Origin of the sequence: Flavobacterium ginsenosidimutans, from assembly GCF_037478105.1 — a bacterium.
GTDB lineage: Bacteria > Bacteroidota > Bacteroidia > Flavobacteriales > Flavobacteriaceae > Flavobacterium > Flavobacterium ginsenosidimutans.
Window position 1 is genome coordinate 985,666 of the sequence record NZ_CP147988.1, and the last position, 20,548, is coordinate 1,006,213.

A 20,548-nucleotide genomic window follows, 5' to 3' on the forward strand; every position below is an offset into this window, starting at 1 on the left:
GTTTTTAGAAATTAACATTTATTCCAAGTGTAGTTGTAATCGGTGAAGGATAACGTCCATTATCAATACCGTTTAAAAGCAAGTTTTGATTAATCGCACCTACTTCTGGATCATATCCTTTGTATTTTGTAAAGGTTAAGACATTCTGCATATTTGAATACACTTTGATATTTGAAATTCCGTATTTAGAATATAAATCTTTAGGAAGATTGTATCCGATAGAAATGTTTTTAAGTCTTACATAAGATCCGTCTTCAACAAATCTGTTGCTCAAACGGTAGTTTGAAGCTGAAGCCGCCGAAGATGCTGCAATTCTTGGCATATAAGGATCTCCGCCAACAATCTGCACATTACGATAATCGTTTGGCCCGTTTGGATCGATTAATTCCAATTCTGCATATCCTAATGCTGTTTTTAATAAGTTAGTATTCTCACGAGGATTTTCTAACCAGCGTCTTTGGTAATTTAAAACATCATTTCCGTAAGAACCTGTAAATAAAATACTCACATCAAATCCTAAGAACGAAAAGCTATTATTGAATCCGAATGTAAAATCTGGATTTGGATTTCCAATGTAACCTGCATCTTTTTCATTAATTACACCATCTTTGTTTACATCTTCAAACATATAATCTCCAATCCAAACGCCATTTTCTCCAATCTGCATTCCTTCTGGCAATGCTGTTGCTTTTACCGTTCCGCTTGCATCTTTATAATAAAAATCAGTAGCTTTTTCAAAACGTCCAATAACTTTGTAACCGTAAAATTGCCCAATTGGCTGACCAACTGCTGAACGTGTTACCACAGTTACATCAGAACCTTGCTGTAAAGTCTGATCATAAACTCCAGATTCTGTATTTAATTTCAATACTTTAACTCTGTTTACAGTAAAATTTAAATTAGATCTCCAAGTAAAATCTTTTCTCTGCATGTTAAGCGTGTTCAATACAACTTCAAAACCTTTATTTTCAAGAGATCCAATATTAGCATATGGAGGTGTTGTTGATCCTTGACCAGTTGTCCCTACGTATGCTGGAAGTGATAATCTTAATAATAAATCATCTGTTTTTTTGTAATAAACATCAGCAGTAAGTTCTACTCTATTATCAAAAAGGCCAAGGTCTAAACCAATATTCGTTGAATTTGTTTTTTCCCATTTCAAATCTGGATTTGCCGTATTTGTAGCAATTTGCCCGCTTCCCCAGTTTGTTGCAGAAGTCCCGTATACAGAAGTGTACGCGTTATTTGGTACTGTTGAGTTACCCACAACTCCCCATCCTGTACGTAATTTTAAATTACTAATGGTATTGTTTTCTTTTAAAAAGCTTTCGTTTGAAATTTTCCATGCTACAGCTGCAGATGGGAACCAATCCCATTTGTTTTCTTCAGCAAATTGTGAAGATCCATCTCTTCTGATTGTTCCTGTTACAAAGTATTTATCATCGAAAGAATAAGTCCCTCTTGCAAAATAAGAGCTTAGAGATCTTGTAGAACTTGAATTTGAATTTCTTGCTGTCGTAGGATCTCCAGCATTTAAGTCCGTTGCTCCATTTGTTAAATAGCCTGAACGGTATCCATAAAGACTTTCCCAGTTTTGCTCTTGAACTTCTTGAGCTAACATTGCAGTAACGCTGTGTTTATTGAATGTTTTATTATAACTCAATACATTATTCCAAATCCAGTTTTCGCTCGTAGATTTTGTTCTTGATCCTTCTCTAACCTCATTTGTCAGTGCGCCAAAAGTATAAGATGGATTAAAAGTATAATTGTTTCCAAAACCGTAATCAATAGAATATTGCGTTTTAAGCTTTAAATCTTTTGTAAAACTGATTTCTGCATAAGCATTTCCTCTAATTCCATAGTTGGTTGAATGATTGTCTTTTAGTAAAGCAATTCCCAATGGATTTGTCTGAACGAATTCTGTTGTATCTGGACCGTCAAAAGTTCCATCAGCATTACGTGCCGCTACGTTTGGAGTTTGTTTTAATGCCGTTAAAATTACAGAATCATCATTAACTGTTGTTACCTGATTTGTTTTAAAAACATTCATATTCACTCCCACTTTGATCCATTTCTTTACCTGAGAATCGATAACTCCGCGAAGAGTCAAACGATCAAAAGAAGAACCAATCACAGTTCCTTCCTGATCAAAATATGACATTCCTAAAGCATAAGTAGTATTATCTGAACCACCAGAAGCCGATAAATTATAGTTTTGAATTAAAGCTGTTTGAAACAATTCGTCTTGCCAGTTTGTTCCTTCTCCTAAAAGTTCGGGTCTGATGAAAGTATTATCTCGCTGAACAATTCCTAAATCTGCACGAGTATTTTTTAGTGTCCCGTATTCTCTTAAATTAAGTACTTGCAATTCTTTTGGCATTTGTTGCCATCCTACATAACTATCAAAATTTAAAGTCAAATCTCCTTTTCTACCTGTTTTGGTAGTAACCATAATTACTCCATTTGCAGCTCTCGAACCATAAATTGCAGTTGCTGATGCATCTTTCAAAATATCTATCGAAGCAATATCATTAGGGTTAATTCCCGCAAGCGGATTAGTATTTAAAGAACCTGAATTTCCATCAATAATAACACCATCGATTACATAAATTGGTTCGTTTGAACCCGTAATCGAACTGATACCACGAATACGTACTGAAGAACTACCTCCAGGCGTACCACTATTTTGCTGGATCTGAACCCCCGCTGCACGACCTTGTAAAACCTGATCAATAGTTGTTGCAACAGATTGCGTGACTGCTGCACTAGTTACTGTAGAAACAGCTCCTGTTAAATCAGCTCTTTTTACTGTTCCATATCCTACAACAACAACTTCTTTCAAGTCATTAAGATTTTCTTCTAATAAAGCATCGATTTTCGTTTTATTATTTACCGAAACCTCATAAGATTTGTATCCGATAAAACTGAAAACCAAAATACTATTTGCAGGAATAGCATTAAGCGTATATGTTCCATCAAAATTAGAAACAGTACTTGTTTTGGTTCCCTTTACGATAATATTTACACCTGGTATAGGTCCGCTGCTGTCAGATACAGTACCCGAAACAGTAATTTGCGCATTTACTGCAGCAGAAAATACGAGCATCAGGATCAAGAACCCCAAATTCTTAAAGTATTTAGATCTGCTTTTAGTAATTAAAAAGTTAGTCATAAATAATTGGTTTAATGAGTTAATAGTATGGTTTAGTTAGTTTTCTTTTTTAATGAGTTATAATTCGCTTCAATCATAAATTTTACACGAACAATCTCTTATAGTCAAAACAAATATATGTAAAAAACAACAACACACAATCGGTTGCGTTAATTTTTTATAAAAAATATCACTTTAAAAAAGAATTATCCATATTTATAATCGTAATTTTTTGATTAATTATCAATAACAGCATTTCATTCCACGAAAACGTTAGAGATAATAAATCGTTTGACTCGAAATCTTAAAAAAAATATAAAATGTTAAAAATTAATATTTTTTCCAAAACCACTCAAACGTTGTAGTAAGCGTCCAAAAAATATTTTATATCAAATCTTCGCTAATGCCTTATTACACGAGAGATTTAGGCAATTACAAACTGCAAACCAATACTTTAAACTCTAAACCATATATTTCTTACAAAAGGTAAAAAAAAGGACAATCGGTTGCTTTTATTTCATAAAAAAACTCCCTTCCAAATAACTGGAAAGGAGTTTTAGAACTATAAAAACGGAAATAAAAAGACTATAAATTCATCTTTTTGGCATCTTCTACAAATTGCTTTAATCCGATATCTGTTAATGGATGCTTTAGAAGACCTTTTATTGCAGAAAGTGGTCCAGTCATTACATCTGATCCTATTTTGGCACAATTGATAATATGCATGGTATGTCGCACAGAAGCGGAAAGTATTTGTGTCTGATAATTGTAATTATCGTAGATTTCTCTAATTTCTGAAATCAAATGCATTCCATCAGTAGAAACATCATCTAAACGTCCTAAAAACGGAGAAACATAAGTTGCTCCTGCTTTAGCGGCAAGCAAAGCCTGACCAGCAGAAAATACTAAAGTTACATTGGTACGAATTCCTTTAGAAGAAAAATATTTACAAGCCTTTATACCGTCGCCAATCATAGGTAATTTTACCACAATCTGCGGATGCAGAGCGGCCAATTCTTCTCCTTCTTTTACCATTCTTTCAAAGTCAGTTGAGATTACCTCAGCAGAAACATCGCCATCAACGATATTACAAATTGCTAGATAATGGTTTAGAATATTTTGTTTTCCTGTAATGCCTTCTTTTGCCATTAATGACGGATTGGTGGTTACGCCGTCTAAAACGCCTAAAGCCTGCGCTTCTTCAATATCTTGAAGATTGGCAGTATCAATAAAAAATTTCATGTTTTTGTGGTTTTTGGTTAAATAATATTTTGCGTAAAAAAAACTTTGTCAAAGTTTAAAACTTTGACAAAGTTCCTGGTAAATCCTAGCGAGAAAAAAATGTGCATTTCGATCGATTCCGCTCTTCAAAAAACCTTTAATAAAATAGAACTCACTACTAATTTATCAAACTGACTTAAATTTCTAATCTTTCCTAATAGAAAGAAAATAGTAACTAAACCTTCAATCTATTCTCTCCTATTCAGAAGTCAAAAAATAGGCCATTATCTTAATACACATTTTTCAATTTTCATCTAAAAAGCAATTTTAAACACAATTAACGTTTTACAGCTATCATATTTAAAAATTCAAATCTTTTTAGATCTTTTGCCTCACTAAATATTTTTTGTAGAAACCTAACAGGTTTTGAAAACCTGTTAGGTTTGATTTTTAAATCTAAACCAATTAAATATATTGGTTGATGATGTTTTCAAACAATTCTTGTTTACCGCTTTGAAGATTTAATTCTCCATTTTCGTGAGCGATAGTGTAAAGATCTTTAAGGTTTAATTTTCCATCAGCAAATTCTTTTCCTTTTCCAGAATCGAAAGAGCTGTATCTTTCTGTTCTTAATTTTTCGTAAGGAGAAGAAGTGATGATTTTGTCAGCCGTCAATAATGCTCTTGCAAAAGTATCAGCTCCGCCAATATGCGCTAAGAAAACATCTTCTAAGTCTGTAGAGTTTCTTCTGATTTTAGCATCAAAGTTAACTCCTCCACCTTGCAATCCGCCAGCTTTTAAGAAAACCAACATAGCTTCAGTAGTTTCTTGAATGTTATTTGGGAATTGATCTGTATCCCATCCGTTTTGGTAATCTCCTCTGTTCGCATCGATACTTCCTAACATTCCAGCTTTTGCAGCAACTTCCAATTCGTGTTGGAAAGTGTGTTGTGCCAATGTTGCGTGGTTTACCTCGATATTGATTTTGAAATCTTTATCTAAACCATAATTTTTTAAGAATCCAATTGCTGTAGCCGAGTCAAAATCGTATTGGTGTTTTGATGGTTCCATTGGTTTTGGTTCGATGAAGAAAGTTCCTTTAAAACCTTGTGCTCTTGCATAATCTCTAGACATTGCTAAGAATTGCGCCATGTGGTCTAATTCTCTTCCCATATCTGTGTTTAGCAAAGACATATAACCTTCTCTACCACCCCAGAATACATAGTTTTCTCCGCCTAAAGCGATTGTAGCATCCAAAGCCAATTTTACTTGTCCACCAGCTCTTGCTACTACATTAAAATCAGGATTTGTAGCAGCTCCGTTCATGAATCTTGGGTTTGAGAAACAGTTTGAAGTTCCCCAAAGTAATTTAATTCCAGATTCTGCTTTTTTCTGTTTTAAGTAATCTGTAATAAAAGCTAAACGTTTTTCTGATTCTGCGAAAGTTGCTCCTTCAGCAATCAAATCGTAATCGTGGAAACAGAAATAATCGAATCCCATTTTGCTGATAAATTCAAAAGCAGCATCAGCTTTATCTTTTGCAGCTTGATACGGATCTGATGAAGCATCCCAAGCAAACTGTTGAGTTCCAGGTCCGAATGGATCGCTACCTTGTCCGCAGAAAGTATGCCAGTAAGCAATAGCAAATTTAAAGTGCTCACGCATTGTTTTTCCAGCTACAACTTGGTCTGGATTGTAATATTTAAATGCCAACGGATTGTCAGATTCTTTTCCTTCAAATTTAATTTGGCCAATACCTTTGTAGTATTCTTTATCTCCTAAAACTATCATTTTATCTTTTTATTTAGTTGTTAATATTAATTCTAATTCTTGTTTCCATTTTTTATAAGCCGTTTCATATTCCTCTTTATTTTTTAGAGGCAAAAAGGTCATTACGTGATCATTTGTTGTAATTCCTGATCCAAATTTTTCAAAGTCACCATCTGTCAAGCCTACTGCTCTTGCCGCTCCTACTGCTCCGGTTGTATTGTAAATTTCTATTTCATGTCCAATTAATGTAGCAACTGTATTAGAGAAAATTTCGGAACGGAATAAATTATCATTTCCAGCTCTAATTACATTAATCGTTGCATTATCATCTTTCAGGCATTCCATTCCATACACAAAAGAAAACGCAATTGCTTCCAAAGACGCTCTGAATAAATGCGCGTTGGTATGAATATTAAAATTCAGATTTAAAATATGAGATCCAATGTTTTTATTATTGAACATTCTTTCAGCGCCATTTCCAAACGGAATGACAACCAATCCTTGTGAACCTACATTTATCTGAGATGCTTTTTCATTCATTTCTTCATATGACTCATTTCCGATATTATTTCGCATCCATCGGTATTGAATTCCCGCTCCGTTTATATTCAGCAATTTTCCAACTCTCGGATTTGATTCAGCATAATTCACATGAACAAAGTTGTTTACACGAGTACTTTTTCCTGAATTTGTTTCTGTCACGGCATAGAAAACACCTGACGTACCACCTGTTGCTGCAACTTCTCCCGGACGAAGCACATTTAATGACAAAGCATTATTCGGCTGATCTCCTGCTCTATACACAATTGGAATTCCTGCTGGAAGACCAGATTCTTGTGAAGCTTTTTCAGTAACAACACCTTGATTCGTAAAATTCTCTACAATTTTTGGAGTCAATGATTTATCGATTCCGTAATATTCTAAAAGCCAGTCGGCAACTTTATTATCTTTATAATCCCACAGCATTCCTTCAGACAAACCATTTTTAGTTGTCGTTACTTCGCCTGTCAATTTCAAAGCGATATAATCTCCTGGAAGCATGTATTTGTCTATTTTACTGTAAAGCTGAGGTTCGTTTTCTTTAACCCATTTTAGTTTAGAAGCAGTAAAATTTCCTGGCGAATTCAATAAATGCGACATGCATTTTTCTTCTCCAATTTCGGCGAAAGCCTTATTTCCAATTTCAACCGCACGGCTGTCACACCAGATAATTGAATTTCGAAGCGCATTTCCGTCATTGTCCACAATCACCAATCCGTGCATTTGGTACGAAATACCAATTCCCTGAATTTTAGAAGCGTCGATATTTGATTCTTTAATCGCTCTTTTAGTCGCCGTACAAATGTGCTGCCACCAGATTTCAGGATCCTGTTCTGCCCAATCTGGGTGAATCGAAAGGATTTCCATTTCGTTTTGAGGTTCATTCAAAACGATTACTTTTTTGCCTGTTTCTGCTTCTACCAAGGCTGCCTTGACAGAAGAACTTCCAATATCATAACCGATATAATACATAACTTACAATGATTCTCTTATTATTAATTTAGTCGGCACATAACACTTGGTTTCTTCGTCATGCGTAATAAATGCCGCTGCTTTGGTTCCTAAATCGTTAAAATCAGTCGAAACAACTGAAATTCCTTTGTATATAAATTTCTTCATTGGCGTTTCATTGTACGAAAGAAAACCAACGTCTTTTCCTGGTTCAAAATCCTTCTCTTTGCACTGCTCTAAAAAGTATCCCAAAATCCTGTCGCTCACACTAATATAAGCAATTCCTTTGTCGATATTGAACTTTTTCGGATCTGTAATAATATCGTATTGAAACCCAAAATCAGCACAGAATTTCTTGAAAAATTCCACCGTTTCCCACGGATGATTCGTGAAATCTGGATATACAAAATCTATTTTTTTATACTTTTTAAACAAGTCAACTGCTTCTTTTAAAGCATCATAAAACGCTTTTCCAAAATCCTGAAAAACAAAATTATTCGCTTTATCAGCCCTAATATTCCAGTCAATCAAAAGCAGTTTATCTTTTGAAATTGCCGATAATGCTGGCGGAATAGCCGCGTGGTCAAAATTCATCACCACATATTTATAATACTTCCCGATTCCGTTATTAATGATCGTTTTAAAAACATCAATATTATAATGATGAAACTGCACATCAATAATCACATTATCAGGCAGATTATTCACAACCGAATGGTATAAAACCTCTTTATAAGCCTTAAAAGTATCTAAAACCAAAAGCACTTTTCTAGTTTCACCCGCAACATAATAGCCTTTGTTCGGCACAGAATCGATTACTTTTTGATCCTTTAAAATCGAATACGCCTTAAAAACCGTGTCCCTCGAAAGCTGATACGTTTTGCAAATCACATTCACAGACGGAAGCAAATCTCCCTTTTGCAAAATATTCTCCGCAATAGCATTTGTAATTCCGTCAACCAATTGCTGATACTTCGGTATATCACTTTCGTGATTAATTATAAACTCAAATTTTTCTTCTTCTTTTGACATACCGTTCTGTTCCGTTCTGTTATGCTAAAGTAGATAAAAATCTTTTACAAAAAATTATTTTTTAGATTAAAATTGTTATTTTTTAAATCTATTAATATTAATAATTAGGACGTGTCCCTCCAGGTCGGGCTATCCGTTTCAAGTCCTCGCTCTTCCTTCGTCAGGCTGTGGGCTTTCCACTTCTATCCCTCACGCGTACGGTTTCAAAAGCATATAGATGTGATATAACCGCAAAGAACGCAAAGGTTTACGCAAAGATCGCTAAATTTGTCATCCTGACGAAGGAAGGATCACACTAGAAATTCCACATAGTATGTCGCCAATCTTTCTAGAATCTCGAGTGTGATTCCTCGTTCCTCGGAATGACAAAATCAACGAAAAGAAGCAAAATCAGAAAACACAACCGATTGTAATTTTTGCTAAATTTTTTTAGACAAAAAATCTTAATCAATTAATCTTCTTATTCCATAAGGATCAATCGTAATAATCGAACCATCTTCCAAATAATCGATTTTGGTTACTTTCATACTTCTCAAATGTGTTACTCCTTTTGATAAACTCGAATCGTGATAAAACAAATACCATTCGCCTTCTACTTCACAAATTGAATGATGCGATGTCCAACCCACAACTGGATTCAAAATTCTTCCTTGATACGTAAATGGCCCATACGGATTGTCGCCAATTGCATAGCAAATAAAATGCGTGTCTCCAGTTGAATAAGAGAAATAATATTTTTCGTTGTATTTATGAACCCAAGAAGCTTCAAAAAAACGACGATTATTATCGCCTGCAAGAATCTCATTTCCATTTTCATCCAAAATTTTAATCTCTTTTGGATCTTCTGCAAATTCCAACATATCTTCTCTTAACAAAGCTACGATTGGTCCAAGAGCTTTTTCTTTCGCCAAAGGTTCTTCGTTGTTTTCATCATATATATTATTGCGGTATTTCTGAAGCTGTCCGCCCCAGATTCCTCCAAAATAAATATAATGTTTACCGTCTTCATCTTCAAAAACCGCAGGATCAATGCTGTAGCTTCCTTTTATTGCTTCTTTTTCTGGAATAAATGGCCCAACAGGTGAATCTGCAATAGCAACTCCAATCTGGAAAATTCCATTGACGCGTTTGGCTGGGAAGTACAAATAATATTTTCCGTTTTTATGAGCTGCATCAGGCGCCCACATTTGCTTTTCGGCCCAGGCAACATCGTCTACATGCAATGCAACCCCATTATCAACCGCTTCTGATGAAATGTTGTCCATCGAAAAAACGTGATAATCTTCCATCCCAAAATGATCTCCATTATCGTTAAACGGAATTCCTGCATCAATGTCGTGCGATGGATAAATATAAATTTTACCATTGAATACATGCGCCGAAGGATCGGCTGTATAAATATGTGATACTAAAGGCTTTGAAATTGCCAGTTCATTAATGTGTTCAAAATTAATGTGTTCAATGCTATCTTCAGGCATAGTTATATTTTGTTTAAATAATTAAGTTCTTCTTTCTTTTAGTTCTGTTTCGATCTTCACTTCCATTTCTTTATTGATTTTATAGAAAAACAGCAATCCAGTTCCAATTAAAAAAGGGATTGCAGGGAAAATACTCACTAATAATTTGATTCCGTTTATAGCTATTTCTGATTGTTGAGGTGCATTTGGAACATAGTGGAAATAACCCAAAAATAAGGTTGTCAAAGCGCCTCCAACACTTAATCCCGTTTTCAGCCCGACCATCATAGCTGAGAAAATAATTGCAGTTGCACGACGGTTATTCAGCCATTCTGAATAATCGGCAACATCGGCAATCATAGCCCAAAGAATTGGGATTGTGATTCCGTAGAAAAATCCGTGTAAAATCTGGGAGAAAAACATCAATCCAATTGAGGCTGGCGGGAAGAAATAGAAAGCGATAATAAATAAAGTCGAAATGAACAAAAACACTCCGAAAACATTTCTTTTTCCGTATTTGTCTGCCAAATTTTTAGACAATGTAATACCAACAATCATAAAGATAATTCCGCCTGCATTGAATAAACCGAAGCCCGCAGAAACTGGATCGTTACCAAAATGATTCAATCCAATCGTAGTTAGAAAATCTAATATTGGCTGAATAAAAACAGCTAACTGATCTTTGTTAACGTAATTTTCAAAATAATATACATACGAACCACCTTTCATTGCTAAGGTTACAAAAACCAAAGTCGTTAGCGTAAGCATGATGATCCAAGGTCTGTTTTTGATTAAATCACTCAAATCTTCTTTAACGCTTGACTTTTGTTCTGGTTTTGGAATGATTCTTTCTTTTGTTGTCAAAAAAGTAATCAAAAGCATAATCGTTCCAATAATTGCCAGAGCAGTCATTACTTTTTCGATTCCGACAGCTTTATCGCCATTTCCAGCGCTTTTGATAATGCCAAGCATAAAAACTTGAACGAAAAACTGGGCAAACATTACTGCCACAAAACGGTATGATGACATACTGTTTCGTTCTTTCATATCTCCTGTAATTACTCCGCTTAAAGCAGAATATGGTAAATTATTTCCAGCGTAAAAAAGCAACAATAAACTATACGTTATAACAGCATAAATTACTTTTCCTTTATAAGAGAAATCAGGGGTTGAAAATGCTAATAAAGCTACTACACCAAGCGGAATCGCGGTTATTAAAATCCAAGGCCTAAACTTTCCCCATTTGGTACTCGTTCTGTCTGCCAAAACCCCAATAATTGGATTAAAAATAAAGGCCGCAATTAAACCAACGATCAACATAATGATTGAAGAATCGGTTGGCGATAAACCATAAATATCGGTGTAGAAATACGCCAGATAGGTCATCAAAGTCTGAAAAACTAAATTGGCAGCTAAGTCTCCTAAGCTGTATCCAATTTTTTCCTTGATGGATAGTTTTTGTGAAAGGTTAGTCATTCGTGGGTTTGTGGTCATTTGTTGATTAGTTATGTAAGCAAAAGTGGTTTCTAAAAATAAAGTTAGTCAGTTTTTCTCCTGCAAGGTTTTCAAAACCTTGTAGGTTTCAATTATTTTATACAACTCGTTAAATCATACCTACAAGGTTTTGGAAACCTTGCAGGAAAGCGAATTGCAATTAAAACAATCGGTTGTGTAAAATTAGACAAAAAAACATATAATGCAAATTTAGTTTACTTTATTTAAGTTATTTTTCATTTCACAACCGATTGTTGATAAATTCATCAAAATCAAATTATTTTGACTGCTTATTCTTTAGTTTCTTTCAACTTTAAGATGCTGTTGTAAGCTGGTTTATGTTTTAATTCTTTGTCAAACGGAAGCGGATAATTGGTTCTTCCTTTTATTGGCCAGTCATTTAGCCAAGATTTACCATCGTGAACACCCCAAAAAGTAACTCTACTAATTTTATCTTTGTGTTTCAAAAATAATTTAAAAATTGAAGCATAACGTTCTGCAAGCTTGTTTTGGATAGAATCTGGCAATGCTTTTGGATACGGATTCATTTTCTCACTTCCTCCAAATTTCTGATTTACATCAGCTCCTTTTAAATCCCATGGATTTGGTAAAACCGTAATATCCAATTCTGTAAAAGCGACTTTAATTCCTAAAGCTGAATATTCCAAAATGCTTTTTTCAATTTCTTCTAATGATGGACTATTTAATCTCCAGTGTCCTTGAATTCCCACTCCATCAACCTTTCCGCCTTCGGCTTTTATTTTTTTAATTAAAGCGATTGCTCCAGCTCTTTTTGCTGGTTCTTCGATATTATAATCGTTATAATACAATTCTGCTTTTGGGTCAGCTTTTGCAGCCAATTTAAAAGCATCAACTAGATATTTATCTCCAAGAGTTTTCAAAAAAACTGATTGTCTCAAAGTTCCGTCATCGTTTAAGGCTTCGTTTACAACGTCCCACGAATTGATTCTGCCTTTGTATTTGGAAACGATTGTTGTAATATGATCTTGCATAAACGCTTTCATTTCTGTACTATCGGCAATTTTTTCCATCCAAGGCGCTAATTGACTATGCCATATCAAAGTATGTCCGTGAATAAACATTTTATTTTTCTCGCCATACGCTACAAATTTATCGGACAAAGTAAAATCATATTTGTCTTTTTGCGGATGCGTGTACATCGATTTCATGATATTCTCTGCCGTAATAGCATTGAATTCTTTTTTAATCAAAGAATCGACTTTTTTGTCTTTTTGTTCGATTTGATCTGCGCTTAAAGCGGTTCCAATGTAGAAATCATCTTTGTAAGCATCTTTTAATGAAGCCGTTTCTTTTTGCGAAGTACAGCTGACAGCCAGCAAAGTCGTGACGGCAATTAAATAAGGTTTAATACATTTCATATCTTTTGGTTTAAATAGTTAATTGTTTTTTTATTCGTTTAGTTTTGTCATTCCGAGGAACGAGGAATCACACTCGGAAATCGACAAAGATTGGCGATATTCTGTGTGGAGTTTCTAGTGTGATTTCTCCTTACGTCGAAATGACAAACAGAACGTGTTACGTTATGAAATCATTCCTTCCTAAAACTTTGTGGAGGTCCCAAATATGACTCTAAAACTTTTCCTTCTTCGGTTTCAATTACAATTTTCTGAACCACCAAAGCCGAATCAATCGCATAAATTTTCAAAACATGATTTCCTACTTTTTCAATTTCATGCGTTGAGGTAATGATTTTAATATTATTAGCAACCGATTCTGCCCAAGCTTTTTCTGAAGAATCTGCGTTGAGGTTCATGATTTGGGGTTTTTCATCGTCAAAACCAATTCCATATTTTAATCCTTCACCCTTTTTAAAATTGATTGTTGGCGAAAAATAAGCTTTTACTTTTACATTTCCTTTGCTGAAAAAATGAACATTATATTCTAATCTCGGCGATTGTTCCGAAATTTCAATCGACTGAATATTCGAAGGCTTTATTGTTATTCCTGAATCTGTTTTGCCAAGATTTGGGATAACAGTCCATTTTACTGCATCCGAGTTTATTGCTTTAGAATAATTTTTACTTTCTATCGAAATGTAACCGTCGCTTTCTACAAAACCTTGAACATTATCTAGATTTTTATTAATCGATGTTTCAACTTTCGAAGAATCCTTAGCTGAAATTCTAGATTCAGCATTCTTCGAAATTTCGATTGTTTTTGTTTTCGGAATTACATTTTTGTCAGGCTGTTGCCAGTTATCATAACCAATATGTGTCTGTGACATAATATGATTCCATTTTCCATTTGACAGTTTCGTATGATAATAATCCGTAAGTAAACTATCTTTCTCAAATAATACTTTTACTTTTTCAGCATACTGATTTGCAATCGCATTTCCCTGTTCTGCATACAAATGATTTTTAGCCGTCGCTATATACAATTCATTTAAATTCGAGCTTGCCAAAACAGGAAACAAAACCAGTTGATAAAAAGCATCTTTATATTCTGGCTGTAATTTTTCGTTTATCAAATTGGCTTTTTCTGCCAATTTCTGATAATCTACCACAACTTGATCAGCTTCATTATAATTTATAATGCTGTACGTTTTAGTATCTAATAATTCTGGTTTTCTTCGCGCATTGTATTTGGTATATAATTTTAAAATCTCTGCAATTTCTTCTGTAAACTGATTTCCGAAATTCTCTTTAGCCCAATTCACATAATAATCTTGTAGATTTTCTGCATTAAACTTTTCAGGATTCCACGCCATATCCAAGAAAAACTCAATCGGAAATTCCATTGGTTTAATATCACCCACATTCACAATCCAGATTTTGTTAACTCCGTATTGATATGCCAAATCCATTTGTTCCCAAACTCTTTCAATTTGATTAGTATTGATCCATTTATAATTTCTTGGCCCGCCAACATAATCATAATGATAATAAATACCGTAACCACCTTTTCTTTGTTTTGCATCAAGCTCTGGAAGTTTGCGAATATTTCCCCAATTATCATCACACAATAAAAGTGTTACATCGTCTGGAACAATCATTCCTTTATCATAATAATCCTGAACTTCTTTGTAAAGTGCCCACATTTGCGGAGTTTCTTCTGCAGGTTTTTTAGTAACTTCTGCAATAATGTTTCTTTGTGTTTTTACAATATTTTCTAATAAATCAATTGCAGTCCCTTCGGTCATAGGTTCGTCTCCATCGCCACGCATTCCAATTGTAACGATGGTTTCTTTATCTCCCATTCGTTTAATTCCGTCTTTCCAAAATTGAATCAAAGCTTCCGAATTGGAATTAAAATCCCATTTCCCGTTTGCTTTTCCCCATTCTGCATGCGCTCTCGTTAACGGTTCGTGATGCGAAGTTCCCATCACAATTCCATATTCATCAGCTAAAACAGCATTCTGTGGATCTTCAACATAAAATATTCTACCCCACATTGCAGGCCATAAATAATTGCCTTTCATCCGCAAAATCAATTCAAAAACTTTATCGTAGAATTTAGAATTGAATCCGCCAAATTTTTCAAATGCCCATCCAGATAAAGCCGGAGCTTCATCATTTATAAAAATTCCTCTATATTTTACTTTTGGTTCTCCCTGAGAATGAATTCCAGGTAAAACATGCAATTCTGATTGTTTTTTCACTGGAACATCTGCCCAGAAATACCAAGGCGAAACGCCAATTTGATTGGATAAATCGTAGATTCCGTAAATCGTTCCTCTTTTATCAGAACCTGCAATTACCAAGGCTTTTTTGATTCCTTTAAACGGATTTTCGGCAATTTGTGTGGTAAATTTTTCCCATTTTCCCTGAAGTGCTTTGGCATCAATTTTTCCTTGTCTGGCTAATTCATTTATGATTTTACTTTTTCCGAGTGTCCCAATAATGACAACAAAATCTTCTGCCTCAGCAATCTTTTTTATTCTTTTCGGACGTAAATCTGAAACTTTAAAAAGATCGTTTTCTAAATGTCCTGTTACTTTTAAAACTCCTCCATAATCTTTATCGTCTAAAAAAATCGAAGCTATTTTTCCTTTTGAAACCAAAGGGAAGTTTTCATTAGAAGCCTGATTGACTACATATTTTTCTGGATTTATGGCATACGAATTTGTGCTTAATCCGATTAGGAAAAGTAGTAAAATTAGATATGAAGTTTTAATTTTTGAACACATAGAATCATAGATTTTCTTTGTCTGTAAAAAGGCATTTACTGTTTAAGCACATATCCTAACAGGTTTTGGAAACCTGTTAGGTATTATTTTAAGTTTTTCCTGTCCCATCGTAAACCCAACAAGTTTTAAAAACCTGTCGGGTTTAAATTCATTACAATTATCGCCAGTTTTGTCATTTCGACCGAAGAGAGAAATTTTCGTTAGTAGCTCCACGTGCTGGATCAACTTTGTAGAGTTTCTTGTGGAGATTTCTCGTTCCTCGAAATGACAAGCAGTACTTTTATATTCTTATACCTAACAGGTTTTGGAAACCTGTTAGGACACTTAACTAAACTTTGATTACAAATTCAACTTATAACCAATTCCCATTTCCAAACCTCTTAACTCAGCCAAACCTTTCAATCTTCCTGTTAACGAATAACCTGGATAAGTTTCTGTTTCTTCATCAACTCGATGAAGAAAACCGTGATCGGGACGCATTGGAAGACTTATTTTGGTTTTGTTCATCAACAACAGTAATTTCTCCACAATTATTTCCATTTTAACATCGCCGTTTAAATGTTCTGATTCCCTGAAAATAGTTTCGCTTTCACGGATAGTATTTCTCAGATGTAAAAAGTGAATTCGGTCTCCATAATCATCTATTATCTTTTCTAGATCGTTTTTGGGATCGGCACTTAATGATCCTGTGCAATAACACAATCCGTTTGCTTTCGACGGAACAGCATTAAATATAGCTTTCAAATCAGCCTCTGTAGAAACTATTCTTGGGAGTCCTAAAACCGAAAACGGCGGATCGTCTGGATGAATCGCTAATTTTTGTCCGTTTTTCTCCGCAATCGGAGTTACTTCTGATAGAAAATAAATCAGGTTTTCTCTTAGTTTCTCATTATCGATATCGGCATAATTATCTAAAAGTGATAAAATCTGTTCTGCTGTAAAGTTGATTTTACTTCCAGGCAATCCTAATAAGACATTTTTAAACAATAATGCTTTTTCGTCTTCAGACAATTGATTTCCAAACTGCAACGCTTTTTCTTTCTCCGCATCCGAATAATCATTTTCCGAATTCGGTCTTTTTAAAAGAAACACATCAAAAAAGGTAAATGCATCCTGATTGTACAGCAAAGCCCTGCTTCCGTCTTCGTTTATAAAGTTATGATTGGTTCTCACCCAATCAAGAATCGGCATAAAATTGTAGGTTATGATTTTGATACCGCAATCTGCCAAGTTCTTCAAACTGATTTTATAATTTTCAATATATTGAAGATAATTTCCAGAAGCTCGTTTGATTTCTTCATGAACTGGGAGACTTTCTACAACCGTCCATTCCAGATCTGCATTTCTAACCATCTGCTGTCTTTCCTGAATCTCCTGAACAGACCAAATTTCTCCAACTGGAATTTGATGTAAAGCGGTTACAATTCCCGTTGCTCCGGCTTGTTTAATGTCTATTAATTTGACATTGTCGGTTGGTCCGAACCATCGCATGGTTTGTTGCATTTTTATCATACTTCTTTTTTTTATGCCACGAAGGCGCTAAGTCGCAAAGTTTTATTTTAAAAATACTTTGAACAGAAAAATTTTGCGACTTAGCGACTTTGTGGCATTTTCACAATTAAAACCCAATACTATTTCCACCATCAACCGGCAATACTGTACCAGTAGTATATTTTGATTCGCTTAAAGCAAAATAATAAACTGCATCTGCAATATCTGATGGTTCACCTAAATATCCCATTGGAGTTCTTCCCAATACTTTATTTTTTCTTTCCTGATCATTATCCAAAGCAGCTGCAGACATTTTAGTTTTAATAAATCCAGGTGCTATACAGTTTACACGTATTCCTGCTGGCGCTAATTCTGTTGCCATCGCACGTGTCATTGACTCAATTGCACCTTTACTAGCCGAATATGCTATTACTTTTGGAATTCCATATTGAGATGCCATAGAGCTAATGTTAATGATGCTCCCTCTTCCGTTGGCTTTCATATTTTTTATCACTTCTCTACTTACCGCAAAAACACTCATAAGATTGGTATGAATAATTGAAAGAAAGTCTTCATCGGTTACCTCTGGAATTTCTTTTTTCATGTTGATTCCAGCATTGTTGACCAAAATATCAATTGGATTTTCTTTTGTAATGCTTTCAATCATCGCAGGAATTTCACTCAAATTATTTAAATCGAAGATTACTGGAATGGCGTTTTCTCCAATTTCCTTGCACGCATCTTCTGTTTTTTCTTTTGATCTACCAATGATGTAAGTTTTGATTCCATTATCACATAATTTCTTTGCGGTTGCAAATCCTAAACCCGAATTTCCTCCCGTTACAATTGCCGTTTTTTTGCTCATAATTTTTTAAAATATATTTATCCATTTCCAGGTGCAAATGGGAATTTTAATGATTTAAAATAATCTAAAGTCTGTGTTGGTTTTTCTACTCCCTTCGGAAGTCCTTTTCCAGAAAACTGCTGAAAATATAATAAACACGCATCACGCCACCATTTTGCTTCTTTGTACTGAATTTCAAGTAACATTCCAACTTCGTGAAAACGTTCACTGTCGATATATTTTTCGGTTTTCTTCCAAACATTCTGCATTTCTTTCACTTGATCTACACCTTCCTGATATTTAAGCGCCAAACCATTCCAAAGCGTTTGTCCATTTTTCAGTTTATAATCCCATGAAACGTGATGAAACCATAAAAGATCTTTTTCTGGACAGGTTTCTAGATTATCAAAAAGTTTCTCAACCTCAGGCATATATTGTGCAGTAGCATTAGTTCCCGTTTTTGATCGGTCAAAACCAATTCCGTTTTTGTCAGCTTTATGATAATACGTCGGATTCCATTCTGGTCTTGACAAATTAGAAACCCACGGTCCTGGTCCGTAATGATGACCTGTGTCCATAATATGATGCAGACCTAGCGGTGTCATATAATTTACAACAGCTTCGCGCGATTCGATCATCATCTTTTTTACAGGTTTAACAAAATTTTCATCGTTCGAAAAAGTGCTCCTCAGCCATTCATCAGCAATAATTTCAGAATCTAAATACGGATTCCAAACCAATCTTCCGAAACCGTACCAATTCGCCTGCGCAAAAGGATGTCCTGTCCAGTTTAAATCGTTCCCGATATTAGCAACGCCAGCAATTCCAGTTAATTTGTTTTGATGTAAAGTTCCGTCTACAACTTTGGCAACAGTCGAACCTTTTCCTTTTTCATAGGTATCTGACTCTAAAACTTCTTGAAATAATTTAGGCAGAAAAACCAAATGCGTACTGAAACCTAAATATTCCTGCGTGATTTGAAATTCCATCATTAAAGGCGTTTTCGGCATCGCCCCAAATAACGGATGAAAAGGTTCTCTTGGCTGAAAATCGATTGCTCCATTTTTGACCTGAACAATTACATTGTCTTTGAATTTTCCATCATAAGGCTGAAATTCAGAGTAAGCTTGTTTTGCTCGATCATTTGCATCGTGTTCTGAATATACAAATGCTCTCCACATAATTACTCCGCCAAAAGGCGTAACGGCATCAGCCAGCATATTGGCTCCGTCAACGTGATCTCTTCCGTAGTTTTGCGGTCCAGGCTGACCTTCTGAATTGGCTTTTACCAAAAATCCTCCAAAATCAGGGATTCGTTTGTAGATTTCAACCGCTTTATTTTTCCACCAATTGATAACTTCTGGATCTTTTGGATCGGCAGTTTTTAAGTTTCCAATTTCAATAGGAGCCGAAAATCTTGCAGTTAAATAGACTTTTATTCCGTAAGGTCTAAAAACGTTGGCTAAAGCTTCGACTTTTTCTAAATATTGAGGAGTCAGAATTAAAGCATTTGCATTTACGTTGGTCAAAACTGTTCCGTTTATTCCAATTGAAGCATTCGCTCTAGCGTAATCAATATAACGCTGATCAATAAAATCTGGCAATTTCTGCCAATTCCAAAGTGAAAATCCGGCATAACCTCTTTCAACTGTTCGGTCTAAATTATCCCAATGATTTAGTATTCTGATTCTTGTTTTTGGAGAATCTAGAATGTCTAAATTTTTAATTGCTTTGTTAGTTTGTAATATTCTCAAAAAACTAAAAACTCCATATAAGACGGCAACATCATTTTTTCCTGTAATGACGATTTGCTTTTTGTTTTTAGTGAAAACCGTTTTGATGATAAAACCTTCAGTATTTATTTTATCAAAATCAGATTTCAACTCCTTTTTGATTTCAGCATTTAAACTTGATTGCGAACCAACGATTAGATTATTTTCTCCTTTTATATCTGATTTGATTTCTGGAATAGCTCCCAGCATATCTTGAAAAGCTGTTTGAAGTTCTTTTTGAGCAATTTTAATGGTTTCTGAATTCCCTAAAACAACAATTTCTTTAAGGTTGTTTTTATATTCTGAAGCGATTGAAGAATTACTCACAACATTATACTGAAGCCACAATTTATAATCCTTTTGTGCCGAAGCCGAAAAGGAAATCAAGAGAAACAGGAAAACAAATTTTAATGAAGTCATTAGGTTTTTATTTATTCTTTACAATCTCTATTTTGAAAGAATCAATATTTCATTTCTGATTGAGCACATTTTTCAAAATTTTAATTCAAAAAATACATTATCCTAAATAAAACAACAATTGCAATCGGTTGCGTAAAAATATAAGATTGTTATTTAAGAAAAAAATTTTAACTCTACTTTTTTCAAAAAAATAATTTCTATAACAAATAAAAGCAGGATAATTATAAAAACTAT

General features: G+C 34.5%; 12 protein-coding genes. All 12 read right to left on the reverse strand.

Annotated elements, in window-relative coordinates:
* Positions 1-4 precede the first annotated feature (4 nt).
* The 12 genes from V6624_RS04475 to V6624_RS04530 all read right to left on the reverse strand — a co-directional run bounded on the left by V6624_RS04475 (position 5) and on the right by V6624_RS04530 (position 20,314).
* Positions 5-3,172, reverse strand: a complete 3,168-nt coding sequence (locus tag V6624_RS04475; RefSeq protein ID WP_338841006.1) for a TonB-dependent receptor — start codon at positions 3,170-3,172, stop codon at positions 5-7.
* Between the two features lie 564 nt (positions 3,173-3,736).
* Positions 3,737-4,393 carry a fructose-6-phosphate aldolase gene (gene fsa / locus V6624_RS04480; protein WP_338841008.1) on the reverse strand — a complete coding sequence of 219 codons (657 nt, stop codon included), beginning with the start codon at positions 4,391-4,393 and terminating at the stop codon, positions 3,737-3,739.
* A 444-nt stretch (positions 4,394-4,837) separates the two neighbouring features.
* Positions 4,838-6,163, reverse strand: coding sequence for a xylose isomerase (gene xylA, locus V6624_RS04485; RefSeq protein ID WP_111287908.1), 1,326 nt, complete (start codon positions 6,161-6,163; stop codon positions 4,838-4,840).
* A 9-nt stretch (positions 6,164-6,172) separates the two neighbouring features.
* Positions 6,173-7,654 carry a xylulokinase gene (locus V6624_RS04490; protein WP_338841010.1) on the reverse strand — a complete coding sequence of 494 codons (1,482 nt, stop codon included), beginning with the start codon at positions 7,652-7,654 and terminating at the stop codon, positions 6,173-6,175.
* A gap of 3 nt (positions 7,655-7,657) precedes the next feature.
* Entirely contained in the window at positions 7,658-8,665 is a 1,008-nt protein-coding gene (locus tag V6624_RS04495; protein WP_338841011.1) for a GntR family transcriptional regulator, read from the reverse strand.
* A 443-nt stretch (positions 8,666-9,108) separates the two neighbouring features.
* A complete protein-coding gene (locus V6624_RS04500; RefSeq protein WP_338841012.1) occupies positions 9,109-10,143 on the reverse strand; it encodes a glycoside hydrolase family 43 protein in 1,035 nt (344 codons plus the stop codon).
* 21 nt (positions 10,144-10,164) lie between these two features.
* On the reverse strand, positions 10,165-11,598 hold the full coding sequence (locus V6624_RS04505; protein ID WP_338841904.1) for an MFS transporter: 1,434 nt from the start codon (positions 11,596-11,598) through the stop codon (positions 10,165-10,167).
* 308 nt (positions 11,599-11,906) lie between these two features.
* Positions 11,907-13,016, reverse strand: coding sequence for an endo-1,4-beta-xylanase (locus V6624_RS04510; RefSeq protein ID WP_111287916.1), 1,110 nt, complete (start codon positions 13,014-13,016; stop codon positions 11,907-11,909).
* A gap of 170 nt (positions 13,017-13,186) precedes the next feature.
* The gene (locus V6624_RS04515; protein ID WP_338841013.1) at positions 13,187-15,787 is read right to left on the reverse strand and encodes a glycosyl hydrolase 115 family protein; all 2,601 of its coding nucleotides are present in this window, start codon (positions 15,785-15,787) and stop codon (positions 13,187-13,189) included.
* Positions 15,788-16,126: 339 nt separating this feature from the next.
* Positions 16,127-17,290 carry a mannonate dehydratase gene (gene uxuA, locus V6624_RS04520; RefSeq protein WP_338841905.1) on the reverse strand — a complete coding sequence of 388 codons (1,164 nt, stop codon included), beginning with the start codon at positions 17,288-17,290 and terminating at the stop codon, positions 16,127-16,129.
* A 115-nt stretch (positions 17,291-17,405) separates the two neighbouring features.
* Positions 17,406-18,143 carry an SDR family NAD(P)-dependent oxidoreductase gene (locus tag V6624_RS04525; RefSeq protein ID WP_111287920.1) on the reverse strand — a complete coding sequence of 246 codons (738 nt, stop codon included), beginning with the start codon at positions 18,141-18,143 and terminating at the stop codon, positions 17,406-17,408.
* Between the two features lie 17 nt (positions 18,144-18,160).
* Positions 18,161-20,314 carry an alpha-glucuronidase family glycosyl hydrolase gene (locus tag V6624_RS04530; protein WP_338841015.1) on the reverse strand — a complete coding sequence of 718 codons (2,154 nt, stop codon included), beginning with the start codon at positions 20,312-20,314 and terminating at the stop codon, positions 18,161-18,163.
* Between the last annotated feature and the right edge of the window lie 234 nt (positions 20,315-20,548).